Origin of the sequence: Deinococcus alpinitundrae, from assembly GCF_009982895.1 — a bacterium.
Taxonomy (GTDB): domain Bacteria; phylum Deinococcota; class Deinococci; order Deinococcales; family Deinococcaceae; genus Deinococcus; species Deinococcus alpinitundrae.
Genome location: NZ_WXZL01000040.1, coordinates 1 through 22,743, shown reverse-complemented (window position 1 = coordinate 22,743; position 22,743 = coordinate 1). Strand labels below are relative to the sequence as shown.

Genomic DNA, 22,743 nt, shown 5'->3' with positions numbered 1-22,743 from the left:
GGTGGGCGTGAAGTGGCGGTTCACCACCGACGATGCCCGCCGAAAGCTGCCCTGCCTCTACCCGAAAATTCCATCAAATCCTTCTTGACGGACTACTAGCCTTTTAACCACTCAAAACTGTCGTCTTCTCAGGCCTTCATCAATAAGCGAGCTTAAGTCAAGCTTCATAAATCAGCGTTATTTTTATGATGCTTTTGCTCCTCTGCCACGAATGTACGACCTGCTCTAGTTCTAATTTCAGCTTGTCCGTTAAGGTCACACTTATAGCAGGCCTGAGGGGGAGAAGATGAAGCAATGGATCTGGGCAGGACTACTTTTGGGTTCAACGGCTTTCGCCACACCCGGAAACTGGCAGGGCACCATTACCATGTACGCTCAGCATTACACGCCCAATAAGCCCGGCGATAAGAAGCCACTCAAAACCTTTCGGCAAATTGCCGACGAGTACACGAAAAAGTACCCCGGTATCAAAATTCAATTTGTCACTGAAGATGTGCCGGATACTAATGCAGCGATTCGGGCCAAGGCGGCAGCGGGCGAACTGTGGGACGTGTTCTGGGCGCAGTACACCAGCCTCAACGCTGACTTACCAAAAGGGATTGCGGTCAACCTCGCGCCTTACCTCAAGCAGTCCAATCCCTATATCACCGGTAATAAATCCTGGGCCGATGCTATGAACAAATCGGTGATTTCGGAAACGGCAGCACCGGGCGGCGAAGATTACAATATTAATGGCGATTACGTGGCGTTCAGTTTCTTCTACAACGCCGACCTTTTCAAAAAAGCCGGAATTGCTAAGCCGCCTGCGACTTGGTCGGAACTGCTCAGCGCTTCCAAAAAACTCAAAGACGCGGGGATCGGGGTCATGGCGGCGGTGCCTTCCTACCCGTGGTGGCAACGGCATTTCCTGTCGGACTTCTACGCCAAGGATTACAGCAAGTTGATCGGCTATGACAAAGCCCCTGGGCAAAGCTCACTTGACGAGGCGGTGGCCATTCAGCAGGGTGTCCTGTCGCCCAAAGATCAGCGCTTTATGGCGTGGTGGCCGCTGTTTAAGCAATTCACTGATTACTGGCAGCGCGACTACATCCCCCAGAATCCTGACAAGAATTTCGACGCCTTCCAGGATTTCGTGGCTGGGAAAGTGGCCATGATCTACGAGGGCAGTTACAAGCCCAACGAGATGCGCGACGCGGGCGTCAAGTTCAACATCGGGGCCTTTAACTTTCCGGTGCTGAGCAAAAAGGACAGCTCCTACGCGACCGGCACCAACACCGCCAACGCGGTGGGCGGCGTGGCGGCGGCGTTTCAGTACGCTGTCAGTACCCCGCAGGCCAACCGCAGCATGACCCCTGAAAAGTTGCAGGCGGTCGTGGATTGGATGCGCTTTTTTGGCACGCCCAGTAACTTGCAGCGCGTCACGGCGGAGGACGGCTCGTTCGTGCCGACTTGGCCTGGCACCCAGGCCAAGCTCAACTTCGATGCCAAATCGCTGGACGCGCAGATTAAATTGCCGCGCCGCTCCATCGGAGTCGGCAACAGCGCCCCCAATCTTGGCTGGGGCGATATGCAGAAGCTGTTCGGGCAGTATCTGTCGGGAACGATTACGCTGGATCAAGCCAAAGCCCAGGTGCAGACCACGCTGGATAGGGCAGCGGCGGACTTTGCCAGTAAAAACAAAGTGGATTACAGCAAGTACCGCTGACCCGCTGAGACCCTGGGGCTGCCCTGAGTCGATGCGCTCAGAGGCGGCTCCACTTTTTATCGATCCGGCGGCTTGGCTAGTAAATTATTCAGATTGACTTACAGGGAGTTTCGATGCCACCAACCTTTGCCCGCCGCCTGAAAGCTGGTTGGCCCGCCTACCTGTTCATTCTGCCAGCTTTCGTCTTTTTGGCGTGGTTCGCTTATTATCCAGCCTACCTGGCTCTGACTGGCGCGTTCACCAACTGGGACGGTTTCCTGCAGCGCGATTTCGTGGGCCTGAGCAACTTTCAGCGGGCCATTACCGATCCAGTACTGGGGCTGGCCGCCCGCAACAACCTGATTTGGATCGGTTTCGGAATCGTTCTGGGCATCGTGCCCGCGCTGGGCGTGGCCGAACTGATTTTTCATCTACGCGGGCAGCGGCGGCAATACGCTTACCGTACATTCTTTGCGCTGACCCTGGTGATTCCTTCGCTGGTGTCCATTTTGATCTGGAGTTATTTTTACCGGGGCGAGGGCGGCCTGCTGAATTTGCTGCTCGACAAATTGCACCTCTCGGCGCTCAAGCAGTTCTGGCTTTCCGATCCCAAGGTCGCGCTGTATTCCCTGATCTTCATGGGTTTTCCCTGGCTGAATGTCTTCTACCTGCTGATCTTGTACGCAGGTTTGCAGAACATTCCCTCGGAAGTCATTGAGGCAGCCAAGCTCGACGGTGCGACGGGCTGGCGGCGAATCTTGAGCATTGATCTTCCGCTTTTGGCTCCACAAATCCAGTTGCTGCTACTGCTGAGCATCATCGCCAACGTTCAGAATCTGCTGGCCCCGCTGATCATGACGGGCGGCGGCCCCTTCGATGCCACCCAGGTTCCGGCGCTGGTGATGTATCAGCGGGCCATTCAATACGGCGAGTTTGGATACAGCAACGCCATCTCGGTGCTGCTGTTTGTGGTCGTGGTGTTGCTGACCGTACTTTCCAGGTTTCTGGGGAGGCGAGGCGCATGAGCCTCAGTCAAGACCTGCCCAGAACCCAGGGCGGCCACAAGCCGCCGCGCCGCCGTTTCTCGCTGAGAGAAGTGTTTCGGCAAGCCACCCTGATTGTGCTGGGCATTCTCAGTCTCTTTCCGCTGTACTTTAGTTTCGTCAATTCGTTCAAGACGCCGGTGCAGTTCGCTCAGAATCCGGTCAACTTGCCGCCGAGTCTGGGCCCCGGCGCGGTGAACTACGCCAAGGCCTGGGGTCAAGTGGCGGTGCCGACGCTCAACTCGCTGCTGATCACCATCGTCAGTGTGTTGCTGACCCTCGGCCTGGCGGCGCTGGCGGCCTACGCCTTCGCGTTACTGGACTTCCCCGGCAAAAAGGTGTTGTTTGCGTTGGTCTTCGGCCTCCTGCTGGTGCCGGATTTTCTGACGCTCATTCCGCTGTATGTGCAAATCAAGAAGCTGGCGCTGCCGAGCAACTATTTGAGCGTGATCTTTCCGTATATCGCGGCGGGACAGGCGTTCAGTATTCTGGTGCTACGGACTTTTTTCGAGCAGATTCCCAAAGACTTGCTGGAGGCGGCCAGAATTGACGGCGCGGGCCTGCTGTCCACCTTCACTCGTATCGTACTGCCGATCAGTTTGCCGGTGCTGACCACGGTGGGCATCATCCGCTTCGTGCCGATCTGGAACGATTTTCTGCTGCCCAGCTTGCTGCTTGACACTGCCCACCGCACCCTACCCGTCGCATTGGTGCGCTTTCAGGGCAGCGCTGAGAGCTATTCGGCCCCCGACTTTGGGGCACTGATGGCCGCCTATGTACTGTCGGCCCTGCCGCTCCTGGTGCTGTTCTCGTTTTTGATGCGCTCGTACATTGAGGGCTTGACCAGTGGGGCCGTCAAAGCTTGAGCGTTCACGGTTGTGCTACTTCAACTGGCGTCACGGCAGACTGAGAGCAGGGGTGGTCTGAATCTCAGACCACCCCTGCTGCGACTGTTGATCACGTCTGGAACGCTTGTTTCTGATTGACTCTTCTGGTCTGAGCAGAAACGCCAGTGCGGGAATGATGGTGGAGATTCTCGATTCGTGCGTGCAGGCTCAGAAATTCCTGTGCACGTTTCCTCCGCTTGAATCCAACCTGCTGTCGCTCTTGACGCCGTGTGAACGGTGGGATTGTTCGATCAGGTTGTTGCAGCGGGCTCCCGCTGATGATCGACGTTGACCAGACTTGAGATCTCTCGCGGCTCTGTACTTATAGAGCTGGGCGTGCTGGATGATGGTCATTGGAAACTGCCCCATTGAAGGCTAGATTTCTGAGGTGATCATCAAAAGTGACGGTGAACCTGCGCTTTGGGTTCACTCCAACCCCTCCTTAGGGCAGTGCTCCAAGGGCGAGTTGCGGTCAGGATCACTGGTTTACGGCGCTAAAACGTATCTAGAGGTGGATGAGGTTTCGCTCAAGCCATGCTGAAGGGCGCAGCTTCAATCCTTGAGGTCAACCGAGTTGGTGCACCACGTCCCTGGTCTGGGTATACAGCCGCTTGAACAGTTCGAAATTGCGCTCGTAAACCGCCTGATTTGAGATGTTCGGCTTGATGATGAGGCCCGGCCTGACCCAGGTCTGCAAGTCCTCGCGTCGCCGGGTTCGGCCAGCAGCCGGGTGGCGGCGAAAGCCAGCGTGGACTTGCCGCAGCCGGACTCACCCGCCAGCCCCAGAAATTCGCCGGGCATCACGTCGAGCGAGACGTCGCGCACCGCCCGGAGCCGCATGACAATTCAACCGAACGTCACCGCACTGGGTCTGACACCCTTACTGCCCATGCCCAGCCTCAAGATGTGGGAGGGCAGTAAGGATGTGCTGGATGTTACGGCGTACGAGTGAGGCATGCCCGTGCTGTGGCGAGGTGACGGGCAACATCGAAAGCATCAGATCCTGTTGCCTTGACAGCGCGTTCAAATGTTCAATGACCTGGGGGTGTCGAGAATCAACGACCAGGTGGGCGCACACGTCGGGCTGTGCACTCGAGTGATCCACAAAGCAGGCCAGGTGGTTAGGGCAGGGATCGAGCTTGAGATCCCGAACACACGCGCCGTGCGGCATGATGGAGTATTGCCTCATGCTAGCAACGAGAAACGCCTCTGCCTCTTGCAGGTCGTGGTCGGCCAGACTAATGTACACGTCGGCCACGTGTCCAACCGCGTAGCCGTCCCGCACCGATTGTTGAAGCAGCAATTCCCGCTCAAAATAGTCCCGCTGATCATACTGGGCATTGGTCCCTGGATCATGGCCCATGACCAATGCTGCTTGTTCGTGCGTCAATCCGCCCCTAAGGTACATTGTGTTCAACCATTGCCTCAACTGGTTAGAGGTAAACTTCGCGACTTCTCCAGTTCTCGGGTCGCGTATGTCATAACGTTTAAAGAGAGAATCGTTAGCCTTTCCGCTACCATGATGACCGCACAAAGCGTTACTCAAAACTCCCTGTGTAACGTTCTTATACCCTTTGGGAGTTAAAATTCCCTTAGGGGTCAATGTTCGATCTTCTATTACAAATAATGCGTCCCAGGGTTCAAGAATCCTTTGGTTATCACGGTCGTACACTATGCCCTTAGAATCAAATTGATACGACTTCTCAAGGGTGGAGTCGAAATCAGGCTCAGGGTAAATGGTACCATTGACCTGATGGGCCGCTGCCTGATCGACCAGGGGCTGGATGTGAGTGTGCCTACCGGAAATTCGCAGGTTTCGTAACACCGCTGCGACGGTCACCACTCGCGAATCCTTGTGATAGGAAGTTATGGGGTGTAGACCATATACACTTACCGGCAGCTCTCCATTGACTGCGGCGCGTTGCATGGCCAGCAGATGAAGAACTTTGCGATTGTCCGTGCCCATGTTTCCTACGGTTGCCGCGCTCAGCGCTGCCCCCGACTTCGTCTGGTGGACGTTGAGAAGCCAGTGCAAGAAGCCGCGAATTTCCGGCACGCTGAGTCCTGCTCCCGTCAGCAAGCGCGCGTCCAGGTCGATTTGCCGCGCTTCCGCCCAGGTATACAGATAGGCACACTCTGTAACGATGTTGCGCCGCGTGTTCGGTGGCTTCCTCGCAGACCGCAGGTGCGCCTCATAGATGCCTACCGCCACGGAAACGCGCGGTGACTGGTTCTTGACCAGGAGGTAACAGGCCTGACCAGCACGGTCTATAAGAGCGGCGACCCGCCATGTTTTGCGCTCATGCCCCACACTTACCTCCCTGCGCCGTCCTGGGCTCTCAACACGGCCATGTGCTCGACAAAACTTTAGCTGGAAGGGGCTGCACCTAGTCTGGCTGGATCTTCTTTTCACGTGCGCTATGGGTTCCTTGGGTCTCCGCCAAGGGCGAATGGTCCTGCACTAGGTCTGCCTCCTATCATGACTCCATTAGGTTTAGAACTGCAGCAGTGGTGTGATCAGACGCCTTAAAATTGGCGTGCCTGTCAGCCATTCAGCTGACCTACTAGGATCGCATTGTACCCGATTATGCTCAGAATGTGGTAAATAGCCACACTATTTTATTCACCAAACTGCAGGAAGGTAAATGGCTGTCTCTCAATTGTGCACAGGTGGGCATCACCGAGTGAGCTCCAACATCCTCGCTGTCGAGCCCCATGAGAGATGGTCTTCGTACGAAAACCACCCCTTCTTCCCAGTCTCAGGCGACTTTAAAATCAGCTTTTTATCCTCGCCATCCGTCTTCACTTTCCTGTTCCTCGAAGAGCTGATTTAACTGTGCCAGCAGACGTTCAAGACACTTCTGGCGGCTGAGGCTGAGGGAAGCTACCGTTGACTTGTTGCCCACTCTATGTCCCACCGTTCGGCTCAGTTCTACCATTTTGGGCGGCGTTATCTCTGGGCTACAGCTGGAACGTTCACTTTTTAGGCTTTTTCTGGTGTCGTTCCCAAGCTCATGGATCCAGGATCATCTGTGAGTCCCAGCAGGAACCGGACGTCTACGCCGAGGGCCAGACTGAGCGCGAGGACCTCGTAGTCGTAGGCGGAGCGCTGCTGGTTTTCGATGCGGACGAGGGCGTCCCGGGTCAAGACATATCCAGATAGCTTGGTGGCGCGCTGGCAGGTGTGCTCATGGGTCATGACTGGCGCGTGCAAATGTCGAGCCGCCCGCACCCGCTCTCCAATAACGTTGCTCTGCTTGTGCTCACGCCGAATGGCGCTTGCTCGCCGTTGTCCCACGCCGGCGACTGTACCACGCCACCATTTCTCCTGGCTTGGCTCCATACTGTAATGTGGCTAATAACCACACTGAGGAGCCTATGACTTCCCTGACCTCACCGCACATCCAAACAGTTCTTCTGGACGATCTGAGCCTGATCTGGGCCCGGTTTCAGAACCAGAGCTGGGTACACGCTGACCTCACCCCCTTTATCGAGCGGACGTCCGGCACCGTCCTGACGGACCTGAATCATTTCCGAGCAGGCCGGATCAACTCGAGCGGGACCCATCTTCAGTGGCCAACTGGAGCCTGCCTGCCCCTGGCCGAACTATCGATTCCTCTTGGACAGATCAGTCCCTCCGGTGCCTTCATTTGCCGGGTCTCGTCTCACCCACACGGTTGGTACCGACCTCTGCTGGCTCAGTACGGAGACCTTGCCCCTTGGGAATATCAGGGTGCCGCCGACCCGGCCACCTTGCTCTGCGATGCCCTTCATTACAGTGCCTCCCAATTTCAACGCCTGGTCGCCAGCTATCCAGCCAAGCCCAACGACCTGAGTGCTCGACTCCTTGACTTGCTTTGGGTGCTTGACCCCATCAGCCTCACCCACGCCCGCCACCAGCTCTTCGCCCCTTGGCCAGTTGGGCGTCAGATCCCTCATCTGTTCACGCCCCTCAGCGCCATCCACCATGGCCGCCTCGCCCTTGTCGAACACATCCTTGCCACCCGCCAGAATCCTCTCGCAGTCACCGCCGCTGGAAGCACCAAAGCCGAAGACACGGCGTAAGCCCAAGCAGACCTTGTTCAGATCTTCGTCGAACGCGAAAGGCTCAGAGTGACGCCAATGCCCACGCGATCGACAGCGCTCAGGAGGAAAAGTTGAGAACGCAACGAAAGAGCCGTCCTCGCTGCTCTTCCTTTTATCCGTCCCCGTTACTCCTGGTGATGGTCGCCCACTCTCCTTCTCCATCCCTGTTCCAAGCAATGCTCCGAACCATCCAGACCTGCGACGCTCGGGCACGCCTGCTGATCATCCCCGTGCGCCCACGGCAACGCCGGATCGCTGTTCACGTCCTGGGGGACTGGGACTGTCCCCGCTACCGCATCCTGGAAGCACTCACAGCGCTGTTCTGCAAGGAAGCGTCACGCCATGAGTGAGCTGATCATCACCGAAGTCCTGCCTGAAGGTGACGACCGCATCTGGGTCTCCCTGAACGATGGCCTGACCAGACTGGTCAGCCTCCATCCGCTGCTGGCCTTGCCTTCCCACCGTACACTCCGGCTCCGGCGTCTGGTCAGGTGTCCGAAGGTTTCAAGCAATGGTCAATTCATCTGCTGGCCAGGCGGAGCTTACCTGGATGTCGACTCGGTCCGAGACGCCCCGCACGGCGTCCTCCCTGTCGATCTGTACGGTGTGTTCGCTTCCCCGGAGCGATTCCGCCCTCTCGCAGCCGTCCTTCGCCGAATGGAGCCGAATCTTCACGGGTACAGTGATGTCCGGCCGCTTCACACCGTGTGCACCCTGCTTGCCCTGAAGCAGGGTGCATTCGAGTCGATGTTGCAGGACTACCGCCCCGCGCCGTCCGAGTTGCTGCAGGCCAGACTGAGTGACCTGGGCCTGTTCCTCTCCGCGTGGTTTCCCGCGCAGGCCATTCCAGCGCTGCTCCACCGCCCCTGGCCCTACGCCATACGGCGGTATCCGGGCAGTCAACTGCTTGACACGGCGGCTGGCTGTATCCGGCATGGACGGATCGATCTTGTCGAAGCGCCGCTTCTCCTCCTGGCTACAGAAGGCCATTGAGACCCTTTCACCCTTCCCGGTCCTCACCCGGTCTGGCAGGAGCAAAGGGATCCATAAGCCGTAGTTCCGAATCAGTGTTTCATCCACGTCGATGTAGACCACGAGTGCCGGCTGGGATGGCGTCATCTAAAACTGTAGTTTACGCTGAGTAAGACCCGCCTCCCTACCCTGCCGGCATGAACAATCCCCTGCGCGCCCTGCTGCTAACCACACACAGAGCTATACATAAGCCTGTGGCCCACCACTAGACATTTTCAGACTTGAATATCGGTCAGGTCCTGCGGCATCTGTTCGAACCGTTCGTACCGAAGAGGTGAGAGATCAATGAAGGGCGTCTCGCCCAGAGCCTCCTGCGCGATCACACGGGCGATGGCCGCCGCATGCATTATCCCGTGCCCTGAGAAGCCACAGGCATTCAGCCACCCCTCCACGCCCGGCATCCGGCCCACGATGGCCTGATGATCAGGGGTCACCTCGTAATACCCCCACCAGCTGGCACGCCGATCCAACGAAGCAGTTTCTAGCCAAGGAAAACGCGTCATGGCTGCTTCCAGTGTGGGCTCCAGCCAGTCCCACTCCATGCCCTCCCGCCAGCCCACGTCCACCGGGTTCGCACGCCCCAGGATGATCCGCTCTCCCTCAGAACGCAGCCACACACCGCTCTCCAAGTCAAAAATCATCGGCAGCGGCCGGGGCAACTTCAGCGGCCCAGTGGTAAACACCATCCGCCGCGCTGGCTGAACCGGAATTTCCAGACCCGCCAACGCGCCCACCTCCCCCGACCAGGCCCCACTCGAATTCACCAGCAGAGGAGCCTCTACCATTCCCGCCGATGTCGTCAGCCGCCAGATCTCCCCAGCCCGCTGGATGCCGGTCACCGTGGTGTCCAACAAAAAGCGTGTGCCAAGCTCCCGGGCGCGGTTCACGTACACCATCGTCAGGCCGTGAGCGTCTACGTGGCCATCTGTGCCGCAATACGTGCACCCTCCCAACCCATCTGGCAGGAATTCGGCATGCATCTGGGCTTCTGTTGGCGTCAGGCACTCGGTCGGCACGCCCAACCTGTGCTGAAGATCCACCCCCAGTTGAGCGCTGGGCCACTGCGCCTCAGGCACCAGCAGCAGGTAGCCGCCGGGTTGGTAGCTTGCCTCTGGCATGCTGGCATACTCCTCAATGCTGTGCTTCGACAGGAGGATGTTAGTTTCCGACGTGAACTGGGCGCGCACACCCGCGGCGCTCTTGCCGGTTGACCCGCCCGCCGGACTGCCCTGCTCCAGCACCACAACTTTCAACCCCCGCTCGGCCAGACGCCACGCGCAGGCCGCCCCAACGATGCCTGCTCCGATCACCGCCACGTCCCAGCTTATGCCGGTGGTCATGTGAGGTCAGCCTCGACCACAGGAAAGCCCTCCACAGGAAAGGTATCGACGTTCGCCGAGCGCTGCTGTACCAGTACACCCCCGTCCACGGAAATGAACTGCCCAGTCACATACGCTGCGTCATCTGATGCCAGAAACAGCGCGGCCCCCGTCATGTCCTCTGCTACGCCGTAACGCCCCAGTGGCACGGTTTTCTCACGCACCCGGAGTTGCTCTTCTGTCAGACCGTAGGTGTTGATAAATCCCGGAACCACTCCGTTGACCCGGATGCCGTAAGGCGCCAAGTCCAGAGCCATGGCGCGTGTCATGGCTTCAATCGCACCCTTCGTGGCGTCGTAAGCAACATTCCCACGGTGGGCGCGGGTCGCGCCGCCAGACGAGGTGCTGATGATGACGCCCCTGCGGCGCCGCGTCATCATCCGGGCGGCCCGGTGCGAACACAGGAACACGCTTTTCAGGTTCACCTGGATGATCCGGTCCCACCAGCTCTCGTCACCCTCCAGAAAATGCCGGGTGGTGTCGATCAGGCCGGCGTTGTTGTACAGCACGTCCACGTAACCGAAGGCCGCTTCGACGAGTGTGAACATGGCGTCCACCTGTACCGCATCCGAGACATCCGCTGGCACCGCCAAGGCGCGGCCACCCGCCGCCGTGATGCTGTCCACAACGGCCCGCACCGCGTCTTCACTCAGGTCATTCACAGCCACTTGGGCGCCTTCACGGGCAAACCGCTCCGCCACAGCGCGGCCGATCCCGCCAGCAGCGCCCGTCACCAGTACCACACGGTTGTCAAAGCGGTTAGAAACAGTGTTCGTCATATGTTCTCCTCAAGCTTCATGCAGGCATGAACCAGTGGCGCGGCCAACGCTCAGGCTGGCCAGACACGTGGGGGCGAAAATGGACAAGTTGATTGGGCCGCAACTGTGCAGCCAGGGGGAGGTCTTCTGGGTGGATGATGGCGGGCTTATGGTACCCACCGATGCGACCCCGGTCATTGAGCAGCAGGATGGGCTGCCCAGCCGGTGTAACCTGCACCGCGCCGTGTGGCGTGGCTTCACTGATCACCTGCCCCCCCGGCACACTTGGCCCCTCAAGCCGGATGCCCATTCGGTCCCCTTCCCGGACGCGGAAGGGTGCGCTGCCCAGCGCCACCAGCGCCTCGTAAGTCGCTTGAGGGCCTGGCAAGAGCCTCAAGGTCAGGTCAGCAGGAATTCTGGGCAGCAGTCTGGTGGACGCCGTTGCAAGGGCTGCTGTACTCCCCAGACCGAGCACGTCACCGGCCATCAGGGGGCGGCCGACCCGGCCGGTGCGGTCCACACTGCTGCTCCCCAGGAACGGCCGCGTTTCCAGGCCGCCCGCCACCGCCAGATATGAGCGGGCACCTTCCCCAGTTGGTGTGAACCGTAGGGTTTCGCCTGCACGCAACACGAAAGGGGAATGGGCGGGAACCGCTCGGCCGGCAACCTGTCCGGTCATACCGTAGCCCACGGCAGCCAGCACAACCTCCTGTAAGGCGGTCAGTGTGGGCCCCAGGAGCGTTAGTTCGAGCAGTGGGGTGCCTGGCGGGTTGCCAACCATGTGGTTGGCCAGGGCCGAAGCGCGCTCATCCAGTGGACCGCTGCGTGCCATGCCGTGATGGGCCTGAAGAAAGCGGCCTTCGTCAACGAGCAGGTCAAGCAGTCCAGGTTTCTCAACCCGCAAGGCGGGATGGGCAGGAACGTCGGGCCACAGAGAGCGAATTCCGAGAGGAGCAGGCGTGTCCCCCTGGGCTTCAACGAAGCGAACCGTATCCCCAGGCGAGAGAAGAAAGGGCGCGTCCCGGCCCGGGTCGTAGATCGTGGTGAGGGCCGTGCCCAGCAAGTGCCAGCCCCCCGGTGAAGGCAGTACATACACGCAGCTCTGTGCATTGGCGACTGCGACCGCGTTGAACGGCACCTTGAGGCGTGGCGTGTCCCGCCTGGGAAGGCGCAGGGCTTCCGGCACCTCCCCCAGAAAGGGAAAGCCTGGCGTAAACCCCACTGCGTACACATGGTAGTCCGGCTGCGTATGCAGGCAAATCACCTCGCGCTCACTCATCCCCGTTCGGGCGGCGACATCCGCAAGATCCTCACCGTCGTACCTGACAGGGAGCATCACTGGGCGGCTTGCCTCGTGCTTGGCATCCAGAGCAGCTGGCAGATGGGTCCTCACCCACTTGCAGACAGTGGTCCGGTCCGTCTGGACCGCGTCATATTCCACGTACAGGTTGACGTACCCTGGGTAGAGATCCGTCACACCAATGATCAAGTTGTCCCGCAGTGCCTGGTGAAGGGCGTGCAGACGGCCATTGTCACTGCGGTTCAGTTCAGCACTGAACACGACGTAGAAGCCTTCGAGACGCCGCACGGGTCAGCCGATCGTGAACGGATCGCGGGTGGCGCCGCTCAGTTCCAACCAGACGGTCTTTGTGTCGAGGTATTCGTGTACCGCCTCCAGGGAATTCTCCCGGCCGATGCCGCTGTGCTTGAACCCCCCGAACGGTGCGTTGTAACTCACCGCACGGTAAGCGTTAACCCAGACGGTGCCCGCCTTGATCGCGTGTGCCGCACGGTGGGCGCGTTGAACATCTCGGGTCCAGATACCCGCTGCCAGTGCGTAGCGGGAGTCATTCGCCAGGTGCACCGCTTCGGTCTCATCTCTGAAGGTCAGCACGGACAGCACTGGGCCGAAGATCTCCTCAGCGGCCAGACTCATGCGGCTGTGAACACCCGTGAAAATCGTTGGCTCCACGAAGAAACCGGCGTCCAGGTCACCGCCCGAGGCACGCCGTCCACCCGTTACCAACGTGGCGCCTTCCTGCTCTCCAGCCTCACAGCGGCGCAGGATGTTGTCCAGATGCGCCCGGAAGGCCACGGGGCCCATCTCGGTCTCCGGATCAAGCGGATCCCCCAGTTTGATGGTTTGCGCCCGTTTCACCACACGGGACACCAGCTCATCTTGGATGGAATCATGAACCAGCAACCGAGATCCGGCGATGCAGGTCTGACCACCCGCCGCAAAGATGCCCGCGATCACGCCGTTGGCGGCGGCTTCCAGATCGGCGTCCTCAAAGACGATGTTGGGGCTCTTCCCCCCCAATTCAAGACTGACCTTGGCCAGGTGCCCCATCGCGGCCTGCCCGACCTTAATGCCGACTTCGGTGCTGCCCGTAAAGGCCACCTTGTCTACACCCGGGTGCGCCACCAGGGCCGCGCCGACAGCCGCGCCGCCGGTGACCACGTTAAACACGCCCGGCGGGAACCCGGCCTCCTCCACCCGCCGGGCGAATTCCAGCGCCGACACCGGCGTCTGGTCCGCAGGTTTGACCACCACTGTGCAGCCTGCCGCGAGCAGCGGAGCAAGCTTCCAAGTGAGCAGCAGCAGCGGAGAGTTCCAAGGCACGATTGCGGCCACCACGCCGACCGGCTCGCGTCGGGTGTAGATGAAATAGTTTGGTTTGTCGCTGGGGATCGTCTCACCATGCAATTTGTCGGCGGCTCCCGCGTAGTATTCGTACCACTCGGGCAGCATCCGGCATTGACCCTGCATTTCCCGCAGCAGCTTGCCGTTATCGCGCGTCTCGATCTCTCCCAGCAGGTCGGCGTCACGTTCCAGAATCTGGGCGAGCCCGTGAATCAATTTCGAGCGTTGCCTCCCAGTCAGGCGGCCCCAGGGGCCATCATCCAGGGCGGCGCGGGCCGCACGCACGGCGGTATTCACATCTTCCGCCCCAGCCTCCGGGACGCGCGCCCAGGCCTTCCCGGTGTAGGGATTGACGGTGTCGACCAATGCGCCGGACTGAGCGGGAACGAACTGGCCGCCAATGTACAGCGGGTACTCGGGCAGGGTCATGGGGTCTCCTTCATGCTGGGCCTCGAGGTCACGCTGGGCACCTGACCGCGCCGGTACACCAGAACAGTGCGTTTGAACTCCAGAACGACCGTGCCGTGCTGGTTGTACCCGGAGGTCTTGAACGTCAGCACCCCCTGGTGGGGCCGCGAGCGGGACTCACGCAGTGAGAGCACTTCGCTGCGGGCATACACTGTGTCTCCCTCGAACAGCGGGTGTGGGAGGCGCACTTCGTCCCAGCCGAGGTTCACGGCGTTTTGCGACATATCTGAGACCGACAGACCCGTGACGAGCGCGATGGTGAATGCACTGTTGACCAGGGGCCGCCCGAACTCGGTGTGCGCGGCGTAATGTGCGTCGAAGTGGATGGGGTTGGTGTTGTTGGTCAGCAGGGTAAACCAGATGTTGTCGTTCTGGGTCACGGTCCGGCCGAGGGGATGTTCAATGACCTGGCCGGGCTCGAAGTCCTCAAAGCAGCGACCGCTGCTGCTGGTGGGGGTGGTCACAGGGTTCTCCTTTCCTGAGCGTAACGGTGCAGGGTCACCTGCGCCATGCGGATGCTTGCGGCGTCTACCATTCGGCCTTCCAGGCTGACGGCCCCGCGACCTGTTTCCTCGGCTTCGCGCAGTGCCGCGATCACCGCCTGAGCGTGCGCCACCTCCTCTGGCCTCTGAGAAAACGCTGCGTTCACCACGTCCAGTTGCCTGGGATGGATGCACTGCTTGCCGTCGAACCCCAGCCCGCGCGCAATTCGGGTCATGCGGGCCAGGCCGTCCGGGTTGTCCAGCGGAGCGTACGGGCCATCCAGGCAGCGCAGCCCGTGGGCGCGGGCAGCCAGGACGATCGACTGCATGGCGTGGTGCCAGCGGTCACCGGGATAATCAGCGTCGTAAGCGCCGCGTTCTCCGATGTGTTCGATGGGCATTTGAGCATTCGCCGCGAAGTCACCCGGCCCGAAAATCAGGGCTTCGAGACGGGGAGAGGCCGCGGCAATCTCGCGGACGTTCAGGACACCAGCAGCCGTTTCAATCTGAACTTCAACGCCGGTGGCCTGCGAGGAGCCCTGAGCCGCTTCCACCTGCGTCAGCAAGGTCTCGACGAACTGCACGTCCCGGGCAGCGTTTGCCTTGGGCAGCATGAGGAGATCCAGTCTCTCACCGGCCGCCTCCATCACCTCGATCAGGTCGCGGTAGGCGAAGGGGGTGTCCAGGCCATTCAGGCGAACCACCCGCAGCCGCCCTCCAAACTCCAGCTCGGTCAGGGCACGGATGACGTTCGCCCGGGCCGTGATTTTCTCTTCCAGCGGCACAGCATCCTCAAGGTCCAGCACCACCGCGTCTGCTGGACTCATCACGGCCTTCTCAATCATGTGCCAGAGGTGGGCAGGGACGTACAGCTGGCTGCGTTCCAGTCGTGCGGGAATCATGGCGCGCGCTCCAGTTCGGCCAGAACCTCGGCGGTGTGCTCTCCCAGAGCAGGGACACGGCCCATTCGTGGGGGCTCACTTCCAAGGTTGTGAGGTGGAAGCAGGGCCGGGATGGTGCCCGCTGGTGTCTGCACCTGCGTCCAGCGCTGACGCTCCTGCAACTGCGGATGATCCACCACCTCCTGCACGCTGTTGACGCGGGCGCTGGCAATCCCAGCCCGTTCCAGGCGAGCACTCACCTCATCCCGGCTCAGGCACGCGAAGGCCACCTCAATGGTGTCTTCCAGATGGGCGCGGTGCGCGAGGCGCTGGGCATTGGTCGCGAACCGTTCATCATTGGTCAGGTCAGGGCGCTCCAGTACGTCGGCGCAAAAGTTCACCCATTCACGCTCGTTCTGAACGGCGAACATGACCTGACCGTCTGCACAGCGGTAAGCGCCGTAAGGCACGATCATGTTGTGCCGCAACCCCGCGCGGCCTGGTGCACGCCCCTGACCGATCAGACTGTACATGGGCGGCATCATCCATTCGGTCAGGGCCTCAAACATGGAGATCTCGATGCGCTCCCCCCGCCCGGTGCGCCCACGGACCAGCAGGGCCGCGAGAATGCTGGAATGGGCGTACAGCCCGCTGGCGATATCCGCCACCGAGATCCCAACTTTGGCGGCTTCCTCAACGCTGCCGGTCAGGGCGATCACCCCGGCTTCGGCCTGGATCAGCATGTCGTAGGCCTTTTTGTGTGCGTATGGACCGGACAGGCCGTAGCCAGAGATGGACACCCAGATTAGGCGCGGGAAGCGCTCGCGGACCGTCTCCCATCCGAAGCCCAGGCGCTCGACCGCGCCGGGCAGGAGATTGTGCACAAACACGTCTGCGCCGGCCAGCAATTTCTCCAGGGTCGCCGCTCCATCTGGGCTCTTCACATCCAGTACCACGCTGCGCTTGCCCCGGTTGAGCCAGGCAAAGTACGCCGAGACTCCATCAAGTGCACCGTCATACCCGCGCGCCAGGTCTCCTTCGCCGGGGCGCTCCACCTTGATGACGTCCGCCCCCAGATCCGCCAGCTGGCGCGAGCAGAACGGCCCGGCGACCGCCTGCTCCAGCGCGACCACCCGCAGACCTTCCAGGGGCAGCATCTAGTACGACCTCGGCATGCCCAGCACCTTCTCACCGACAAACGACAAGATCAGGTTGGTGCTGATCGGCGCGACCTGATAGAGCCGCGTTTCGCGGAACTTGCGTTCCACATCGTACTCAGCGGCGAAGCCGAAACCTCCGTGCGTCTGGAGACAGGCGTTCGCAGCCTCCCAGGACGCGTCCGCGGCCAGCAGCTTGGCCATGTTGGCTTCGGCGCCGCAGGGTTGCCCCGCATCGAACAGGGCCGCCGCCTCATACCGCATCAGGTCAGCTGCGCGCACGTTCACATAAGCGCGGGCAATCGGAAACTGAACCCCCTGGTTCTGACCAATCGGCCGGTCGAACACCACTCGCTCGCCGGCGTAGCGGCTGGAGCGCTCGGTAAACCAATACCCGTCCCCCACGCACTCCGCTGCAATCAGAATCCGCTCGGCGTTCATGCCGTCAAGCACGTATCGGAACCCCTGCCCTTCCTGCCCGACCAAGCTGCTGGCTGGGATTTCCAAGTCATCGAAGAACACTTCATTGGTCTCGTGTCCCACCATGTTCTGGATGGGCCGCACGGTCATGCGGCTGCGGTCAATGGTCCTGAGGTCCACCAGGAAGGTGGACAGGCCTTCTGTTTTCTTGCGGACGTCTGCCAGGGGCGTGGTCCGGGCGAGCAGCAGCAACAGGTCGGAATGCTGAAGGCGGGAGGTCCAGACCTTCTGCCCGTTGATCACATAGCTGTCACCCCGGCGCACTGCGGTGGTCTTGAGCCGGGTGGTGTCGGAACCCGTGGTGGGCTCGGTCACCCCGAAGGACTGGAGGCGCAGTTCTCCGCTGGCGATGCGGGGCAGATACTGCGCTTTCTGCTCGTCTGACCCGTGACGCAGCAGGGTGCCCATGATGTACATCTGGGCATGGCAGGCACCGGAATTCGCGCCAGACCGGTTGATTTCCTCCAGGATGACGCTGGCTTCGGTCAAGCCCAGGCCTGCGCCGCCGTACTCCTCGGGAATCAGGGCCGCGAGCCAGCCGGCCTGGGTCAGGGCGTCGACGAACGCTTCGGGATAGCCGGCGCGTTCAGCGTCCAGCCAGTACTGGGTGTCAAAGCGGGCGCAGAGATCACGAACCGGTTCGCGGAGTTCAGGATAGGTCATGGGCAAGCGGGTCAGGGTCATGCAGGTACCTCAGGGGGAGCAGGGTGGGAACGGCAAAGGCCCGGATTTCGATTCCTTCCGCCTCCAGGGCAGCGCGGATGGTGCGGGCGATCTCCACGGCGTTAGGGTTATCGCCATGAATGCATAAGGTGTCTGCTTTGAATTCGAAAAAGCCGCCGTCCAGGGTCTGAATCCGCCCTTCCTTTACTATCGTGACGGCGCGGCAGGCCGCCTCGTGCGGGTCGTGGATGCTGGAACCTGGCAGGCTCCGCGGGGCCAGGCGTCCGTCATGCAGGTACGCCCGCTCCGGGAAAAGTTCCAGCACGACGGGGACGCTCAACTTCCGCGCTTCGGTCTCCAGCAGGGTGGTGGGCAGCACCAAGAGGGGAAGAGTGGGATGCACGTCGTGGACGGCCTGAGCAATGGCTTGGGCGGTTGGGGCATGCGTCCAGGCACGGGTGGAGAGGGCGCCGTGCGCCTTCACGTGCTGGAGGGGCACGCCCAGTGAGGCCGCCATGCCCGCTAGGGCAGACACTTGGTACAACACGTCTGCGTATACCTCTTCAGGGCTCGTCTCTAGAATGCGCCGCCCGAACCCCACCCGGTCGGGGAAGCCGGGGTGAGCCCCGACCCCCACGTTGAACTGCCGGGCAAGCTTGAGGGTGGCGTGCATGGTGACGGGATCCCCGGCATGAACACCGCAGGCCACGTTGGCAGAAGACAGGAAGGGGAAAAGCGCCTCGTCGTGCCCGAGCGTCCACGCTCCAAAGCTTTCGCCCACGTCGGCATTCAGGTCGACGAACATCTTTCCCTCACTCGTAGATAGCCCTTGGGCCCAGCAGCGCGGCCCGCATGCGGTTTTTCAGGTAGGTGCCGTCCCGGGGCGGAAGGGTCATGGGGTCCGTCGTGAGCGCCACTTTCACTACAGCCAGCAGAGGATTCCCACCGGCATGCAGGTTGACCCGCAAAGCCGGAATGTCGCTCTCCTCCCGGACGGTCGTGGTTCGCTCGAACCCGCAGGCACGGGCCACAGCGGCGAGGTCGACTCCGGCCGCCGTGTGGGTGTGCTGGGAGCCAGTCTCCCCGTAGCGTTCGTTGTCCAGCACGACCACGCTCAGATTGGAAGGCCGCGTGGTGGCGATGGTTGAGAGTGCGCCAAGGCCCATCAGCATTTCACCGTCCCCCGTGAAGACCACGACCGGTCGGTCCGGTTGGGCGAGGGCTAAGCCCAACCCGAACATGGCAGCGCCGCCCATCGCGCCCCACAGCGGGAAGTCGTGCGGGCTGTCGGACAGTGAGGCAAGGTCCCAGGCGGTAGCCCCCAGGCCAGTGACGACCAGCAGGCCTCCGCGCTCCTCAAGCAGCTGAGCCATGACCGCCCGGCGTTCCAGTCGGGACACGTTCATTTGCTCCCTCCGAACTTCTTGGCGCCCAGCAGCTTTTGCGAGAGCAGCACCGCGACCGGACTATAGGTGCTATACGCCAGCCGCAGGGCCGCGTCCACCTCCCCAGGCAAAAGTTCCGGATCATCCACCCGCTGAACCAGAACGCCCATGGCCCGCAGCACGTCCGGAGTGGCCTGACCCATGGGGACTTGCCAGGGGTTAAACTCCCCCCACTCGCCGCGCATGGTGACCAAGGCGACGAGGGGCATCTGGCAGGTCTTGAGGAGTGAGAGCATGTTGATGCAGTTACCAACGCCGCTCGACTGCATGAGCAGCACGGACCGCACGCCACCCACCCAGGCGCCAGCCGCCAGGGCGACGCCTTCTTCCTCGGTGGTAAGAGTCACAGCGCGCATATCTGGGTCGGCCTGACAGTGCTCGATCAGGCCGCGGTGCCCTCCATCCGGCACGAACGGCACCAGCCGGACGTTTTGCGCTTTGAGGACGTCATAGACCGCCTGGGACCAAGTTCCGGCAGGGTTCTGAAAAGTTGAGACAGGTTCACTCATGTCGCGCTCCTTGGCAGAGAGTGTTGAGTTCCGCGCTGGCTACCGCCAGGTCGGGGATCGCTTCGATGTGACGAACCAGCGCCAGCGCCCGTTCACCCAATGCCTCACTGAAGCGGGGCTCAACGAGGGCGCGGAATTTGGCTTCCAGCTCGGCGGTGCTGACGGGGTTCTCCTGATTGCCCCGGGGGAAGTCACCTCCAGCTCGCAGCACCTGACCGTCAATCAACTCCACTTCCACACGGGCAGGCCAGGCCGCCGGATACATGGCGGTCAGCTCCGCAGAGACGGCCGGTTGAACCCGCGGCAGCAGGCGGGCCAACACCTCCTGCGTCACTCCGGAAGGGCCAAAACGGTTCTCGCTGAACTGGGTCAGGCCGACCGCGCCTTCCAGCAAGGCGGCACTGACCACATATGACAGGCTAAATTTGGCCTGGTACGGCGTGTGGGGGTTCCGTTCACTCACGATGTCCCAGCCTGGGCCGTACGTGGCGACGCGCACTTCACGAACTTGGCTCAGCACCCAGTCGGCCGTCCACCCATGGGCTTGGCGCAGCGCGAGAACCGCGTCGATGGCCGTGTGGGTGTGGCCGCAGCATGAATACAGTTTGTAGCCGTTCTCGCTGACCTTCCACAGCTGGCCCAGGTTGGCGGTCACCCGCTCGGCGTCATGGACGGCGCTGGTCGCCGCAAAAAACCCGCGTGGCCCCTCCAGGATGGTCGGTGCGCCGGTGAAGCCGCGCCGGGCCAGATCCGCGGCCATCACGCCGTTCATGGCAGCCTTGCCAGGATGCAGGGTTTTGCTCATGGCACCGCTCGCATTGAATTCCCACAGGCCAGCCGCCTGAGTGCCAGCGGTACCCAGCGCGTCAAGCATCTGGCGCTCGTCGAGGCCCATCAGGGTGCCGGCCGCAACCGCCGCGCCAAAGGTGGCGACCGTGCCGGTGGGGTGCCAGTGGCGGTAGTGGCTGGGGTTGACGGCTTCCCCGATGCGCAGCGCGGCTTCGTAACCCAGCACGACGGCCCGCAGAAAAGCGGCGCCGCTCTGATGTTCACGTTCGGCCATGGCAAGGGCGGCAGGGATGATGGGCGCAGCGGCATGAACGGTGGAGCCCTTGTGAATGTCGTCGAGTTCGAGGATGTGCGTAGCGACGCCGTTGGCAAGGGCGGCTCCCGCCGCACTGGCCCGTCCGGCGCTAAAGACAGTGGCGTCGTCAGCCTGCCCGAGACCGCGCACCAGATCTTGAACAATGCGGGCAGGGGGTTCTAGCGAACCTGCGAGCAGAGAGCCGAGCCCGTCGAGGACGCTTCGGCGGGCATCCTCAAGAGCGGAACCCGGGATGAAGGGGGGATTCGCCACGAATGCGGCGAGGACGGCACTGGTTCCAGCGTGGGTCACGCGGTTCTCCTTGAACGTTGAAGTGCTGTTCATTGTCCCCCAGTTCCGGCGAAATGTCTTGAGCGTTTCACCTGCATGTCCTGCGGAAATTGGCATAGGAGGTGGCGAGGCGATGGTGACATGAACTCGAATCCTGTGCGTTCGGCGGTTATACGAGGCTCGGCGTCAGCTGCGCGACCACGGAGCTGTGTTCCGACCAACAAAAGGAGCTGTGACGCGACATGATTGGCCCGCCGCGGCTGTTCGGTCTGCCCAGACATCAGGTGGATTCCTATGCTGATTTCCGCAGCCTAAAGCCCTGATCTATTCAAGACATTAGCCGCGCTGGACGAGATAATGCTCTCACCTCTGGGCTGAGTTGGCTGCCTTTGTCCTGGCGGAGTGTCCGCCTGCGGCTGCCCGCATCCGCCTCTCCTGAGCGCTCCATCCACGCCATTCATCTTCGCTTCCCAGGAGAGACATCCATGCCACACGCACTGATCGTTCATGCCCATCCAGAACCTGAATCCTTCTGCTCTGCTCAGATGTGGGAGGCCGCCAAGGCACTTGAAGTCCAAGGCTATACCGTCGAGATTAGTGACCTCTACCAGATGGGTTGGAACCCCGAACTTGGCCGGAATGACTTTGAGCATGAATTGGTCGGACACTTCAAACCACAGGTTGAACAAGTCAAAGCCGTCAACCACAACACCTTCACCCCGGATGTCGCAGCGGAAATTGAGAAGGTCCAGCGGGCGGATCTGCTGATCTTCTCCTTTCCGATGTGGTGGTTCTCCCTGCCCGCCCTCCTCAAAGGCTGGGTAGACCGCGTCTTCGCGATGGGTGTGGCCTATGGGGGAAGTGTCGACCGCTTCGAAACAGGTGGCTTCCAGGGCCGACGGGCGATGCTCCTCTTCACCACCGGTAGCACCGAGGACATGTTTGGTGCTGGTGCGCGGGACGGTGAGATGGACGTCATCTTATTTCACATTCAGCACGGCATGTTCTATTTTGTCGGCTATAACGTCCTTGCGCCTGTCATGAGCTTCAGCCCTGTGCGCAAGACTCCTGAAGAGCGGGCGCAGCAGTTGGTACAGGTTCGCGAGGCCTTCTCCAGCCTGGACACCCGGCCGGTTCTGTCGTGGAACACCGGAGCAACCACTCGTCACTGACAAGATTGCCCGCCTGCACTTATGTTCCTGGCTCTCAATCCTTTTGATGGCGGCTGGTTCCGTCTGCTCTGCCGATGACCGCTGCAAGGAGATCTATGCCTGTTTTGACCCTCTATACGCTGGACATTCACTCTTCAGAGCGGGTTCAGTGTGTAGCAGACGCATTGGTGCAGCGCTTGTCTCCCAGGTTGAACGTACCGCCCGAGCTGCTGTGGGTGCACATTGCCCCTCTCACTCACCTTCAGGAGGGCCTGCACGGCACCGTGGATACGCCTCACCTCGTGGTCACGGTCATGGCCAATCCCCGACCTGACGAAACCGTACGCCAAGCCATGAGCGATATCGCTGAGACATTGGTTGAGTACCTGAAGCTTGAGCTCCATCAGGTCTGGATTCATTGGATGGATCTTCCTCCAGCCCGGACTTTTGCCAATGGCCAGGTGTACTGAGGTAAATCGGGCAGACCACATGAGCTGCTCACGACTGCATGAAGAGTAGATAGACTGAGATGTTGCGGTTTATAGTTTCATGCAAAAAAGTGCGTCGTGAACGGCATTCAGCTGATTCATTTCTAGAAATAACTCCGCGAGGCGCACCT

Annotated in this window: 22 protein-coding genes and 1 pseudogene; 7 read left to right on the top strand and 16 right to left on the bottom strand. The window is 61.0% G+C overall.

Features of this window, described 5'->3' with window-relative positions:
- Nucleotides 1–286: 286 nt before the first annotated feature.
- The 3 genes from GUI70_RS20700 to GUI70_RS20690 all read left to right on the top strand — a co-directional run bounded on the left by GUI70_RS20700 (nucleotide 287) and on the right by GUI70_RS20690 (nucleotide 3,593).
- Entirely contained in the window at nucleotides 287–1,705 is a 1,419-nt protein-coding gene (locus GUI70_RS20700) for an ABC transporter substrate-binding protein (RefSeq protein WP_161884190.1), read from the top strand.
- A gap of 113 nt (nucleotides 1,706–1,818) precedes the next feature.
- Nucleotides 1,819–2,709 (top strand): carbohydrate ABC transporter permease, encoded by an 891-nt coding sequence (locus GUI70_RS20695; RefSeq protein ID WP_237725085.1) that lies wholly within the window; start codon nucleotides 1,819–1,821, stop codon nucleotides 2,707–2,709.
- Nucleotides 2,706–3,593 (top strand): carbohydrate ABC transporter permease, encoded by an 888-nt coding sequence (locus GUI70_RS20690; protein WP_161884189.1) that lies wholly within the window; start codon nucleotides 2,706–2,708, stop codon nucleotides 3,591–3,593. Before GUI70_RS20695 ends, GUI70_RS20690 begins: the two co-directional genes overlap by 4 nt.
- Before the next feature lie 586 nt (nucleotides 3,594–4,179).
- On the opposite strand, the gene GUI70_RS25095 is transcribed toward GUI70_RS20690, so the two are convergent.
- The 4 genes and pseudogenes from GUI70_RS25095 to GUI70_RS24090 form a co-directional block, all read right to left on the bottom strand.
- Nucleotides 4,180–4,311 (bottom strand): hypothetical protein, encoded by a 132-nt coding sequence (locus GUI70_RS25095; RefSeq protein WP_272952914.1) that lies wholly within the window; start codon nucleotides 4,309–4,311, stop codon nucleotides 4,180–4,182.
- Between the two features lie 32 nt (nucleotides 4,312–4,343).
- Nucleotides 4,344–4,454 (bottom strand): annotated as a pseudogene (locus GUI70_RS20685) (ATP-binding cassette domain-containing protein); the annotation flags it as partial.
- A gap of 40 nt (nucleotides 4,455–4,494) precedes the next feature.
- Entirely contained in the window at nucleotides 4,495–5,925 is a 1,431-nt protein-coding gene (locus GUI70_RS20680) for a hypothetical protein (protein WP_161884188.1), read from the bottom strand.
- Nucleotides 5,926–6,597: 672 nt separating this feature from the next.
- Entirely contained in the window at nucleotides 6,598–6,813 is a 216-nt protein-coding gene (locus GUI70_RS24090) for a hypothetical protein (RefSeq protein WP_202630542.1), read from the bottom strand.
- A gap of 179 nt (nucleotides 6,814–6,992) precedes the next feature.
- Between GUI70_RS24090 and GUI70_RS20675 the strand changes: the two genes are divergently transcribed.
- Both GUI70_RS20675 and GUI70_RS20670 read left to right on the top strand, forming a co-directional pair.
- On the top strand, nucleotides 6,993–7,679 hold the full coding sequence (locus GUI70_RS20675) for a hypothetical protein (RefSeq protein ID WP_161884187.1): 687 nt from the start codon (nucleotides 6,993–6,995) through the stop codon (nucleotides 7,677–7,679).
- Between the two features lie 363 nt (nucleotides 7,680–8,042).
- Entirely contained in the window at nucleotides 8,043–8,693 is a 651-nt protein-coding gene (locus tag GUI70_RS20670; protein ID WP_161884186.1) for a DUF2442 domain-containing protein, read from the top strand.
- A 254-nt stretch (nucleotides 8,694–8,947) separates the two neighbouring features.
- Here the strand turns inward: GUI70_RS20670 and GUI70_RS20665 are convergent, their stop codons facing one another.
- The 12 genes from GUI70_RS20665 to GUI70_RS20610 are packed head-to-tail and all read right to left on the bottom strand — an operon-like array spanning nucleotide 8,948 to nucleotide 20,994.
- Complete coding sequence (locus GUI70_RS20665; RefSeq protein ID WP_161884185.1) at nucleotides 8,948–10,072, bottom strand: NAD(P)/FAD-dependent oxidoreductase; 1,125 nt, start codon at nucleotides 10,070–10,072, stop codon at nucleotides 8,948–8,950.
- Nucleotides 10,069–10,890: an SDR family NAD(P)-dependent oxidoreductase gene (locus tag GUI70_RS20660; RefSeq protein WP_161884184.1), complete on the bottom strand. Its 822-nt coding sequence runs from the start codon at nucleotides 10,888–10,890 to the stop codon at nucleotides 10,069–10,071. The genes GUI70_RS20665 and GUI70_RS20660 overlap by 4 nt, the downstream gene beginning before the upstream one ends.
- Nucleotides 10,891–10,906: 16 nt before the next feature.
- The gene (gene pxpB / locus GUI70_RS20655; RefSeq protein ID WP_161884183.1) at nucleotides 10,907–12,457 is read right to left on the bottom strand and encodes a 5-oxoprolinase subunit PxpB; all 1,551 of its coding nucleotides are present in this window, start codon (nucleotides 12,455–12,457) and stop codon (nucleotides 10,907–10,909) included.
- Nucleotides 12,458–12,460: 3 nt separating this feature from the next.
- Entirely contained in the window at nucleotides 12,461–13,942 is a 1,482-nt protein-coding gene (locus tag GUI70_RS20650; RefSeq protein WP_161884182.1) for an aldehyde dehydrogenase, read from the bottom strand.
- A complete protein-coding gene (locus GUI70_RS20645) occupies nucleotides 13,939–14,445 on the bottom strand; it encodes a MaoC family dehydratase (protein ID WP_161884181.1) in 507 nt (168 codons plus the stop codon). Before GUI70_RS20645 ends, GUI70_RS20650 begins: the two co-directional genes overlap by 4 nt.
- The gene (locus GUI70_RS20640; protein WP_161884180.1) at nucleotides 14,442–15,365 is read right to left on the bottom strand and encodes an HpcH/HpaI aldolase/citrate lyase family protein; all 924 of its coding nucleotides are present in this window, start codon (nucleotides 15,363–15,365) and stop codon (nucleotides 14,442–14,444) included. Before GUI70_RS20640 ends, GUI70_RS20645 begins: the two co-directional genes overlap by 4 nt.
- Entirely contained in the window at nucleotides 15,362–16,501 is a 1,140-nt protein-coding gene (locus GUI70_RS20635; protein WP_161884179.1) for a CaiB/BaiF CoA transferase family protein, read from the bottom strand. Before GUI70_RS20635 ends, GUI70_RS20640 begins: the two co-directional genes overlap by 4 nt.
- Complete coding sequence (locus tag GUI70_RS20630; RefSeq protein ID WP_161884178.1) at nucleotides 16,502–17,665, bottom strand: acyl-CoA dehydrogenase family protein; 1,164 nt, start codon at nucleotides 17,663–17,665, stop codon at nucleotides 16,502–16,504. It abuts the gene before it with no gap.
- The gene (locus tag GUI70_RS20625) at nucleotides 17,631–18,449 is read right to left on the bottom strand and encodes a LamB/YcsF family protein (protein ID WP_161884177.1); all 819 of its coding nucleotides are present in this window, start codon (nucleotides 18,447–18,449) and stop codon (nucleotides 17,631–17,633) included. The genes GUI70_RS20630 and GUI70_RS20625 overlap by 35 nt, the downstream gene beginning before the upstream one ends.
- A 7-nt stretch (nucleotides 18,450–18,456) precedes the next feature.
- Nucleotides 18,457–19,050: a thiamine pyrophosphate-dependent enzyme gene (locus tag GUI70_RS20620; protein WP_161884176.1), complete on the bottom strand. Its 594-nt coding sequence runs from the start codon at nucleotides 19,048–19,050 to the stop codon at nucleotides 18,457–18,459.
- Complete coding sequence (locus tag GUI70_RS20615) at nucleotides 19,047–19,598, bottom strand: thiamine pyrophosphate-binding protein (RefSeq protein WP_161884175.1); 552 nt, start codon at nucleotides 19,596–19,598, stop codon at nucleotides 19,047–19,049. The genes GUI70_RS20620 and GUI70_RS20615 overlap by 4 nt, the downstream gene beginning before the upstream one ends.
- Nucleotides 19,591–20,994, bottom strand: a complete 1,404-nt coding sequence (locus tag GUI70_RS20610) for an MmgE/PrpD family protein (protein WP_161884174.1) — start codon at nucleotides 20,992–20,994, stop codon at nucleotides 19,591–19,593. The genes GUI70_RS20615 and GUI70_RS20610 overlap by 8 nt, the downstream gene beginning before the upstream one ends.
- 464 nt (nucleotides 20,995–21,458) lie before the next feature.
- On the opposite strand from GUI70_RS20610, the gene GUI70_RS20605 reads away from it, so the two are divergent.
- Together GUI70_RS20605 and GUI70_RS20600 are read left to right on the top strand one after the other, a co-directional pair.
- Nucleotides 21,459–22,145: an NAD(P)H-dependent oxidoreductase gene (locus GUI70_RS20605; RefSeq protein WP_161884173.1), complete on the top strand. Its 687-nt coding sequence runs from the start codon at nucleotides 21,459–21,461 to the stop codon at nucleotides 22,143–22,145.
- 95 nt (nucleotides 22,146–22,240) lie between these two features.
- Nucleotides 22,241–22,594, top strand: a complete 354-nt coding sequence (locus GUI70_RS20600; RefSeq protein WP_161884172.1) for a hypothetical protein — start codon at nucleotides 22,241–22,243, stop codon at nucleotides 22,592–22,594.
- The last annotated feature ends 149 nt before the right edge of the window (nucleotides 22,595–22,743 follow it).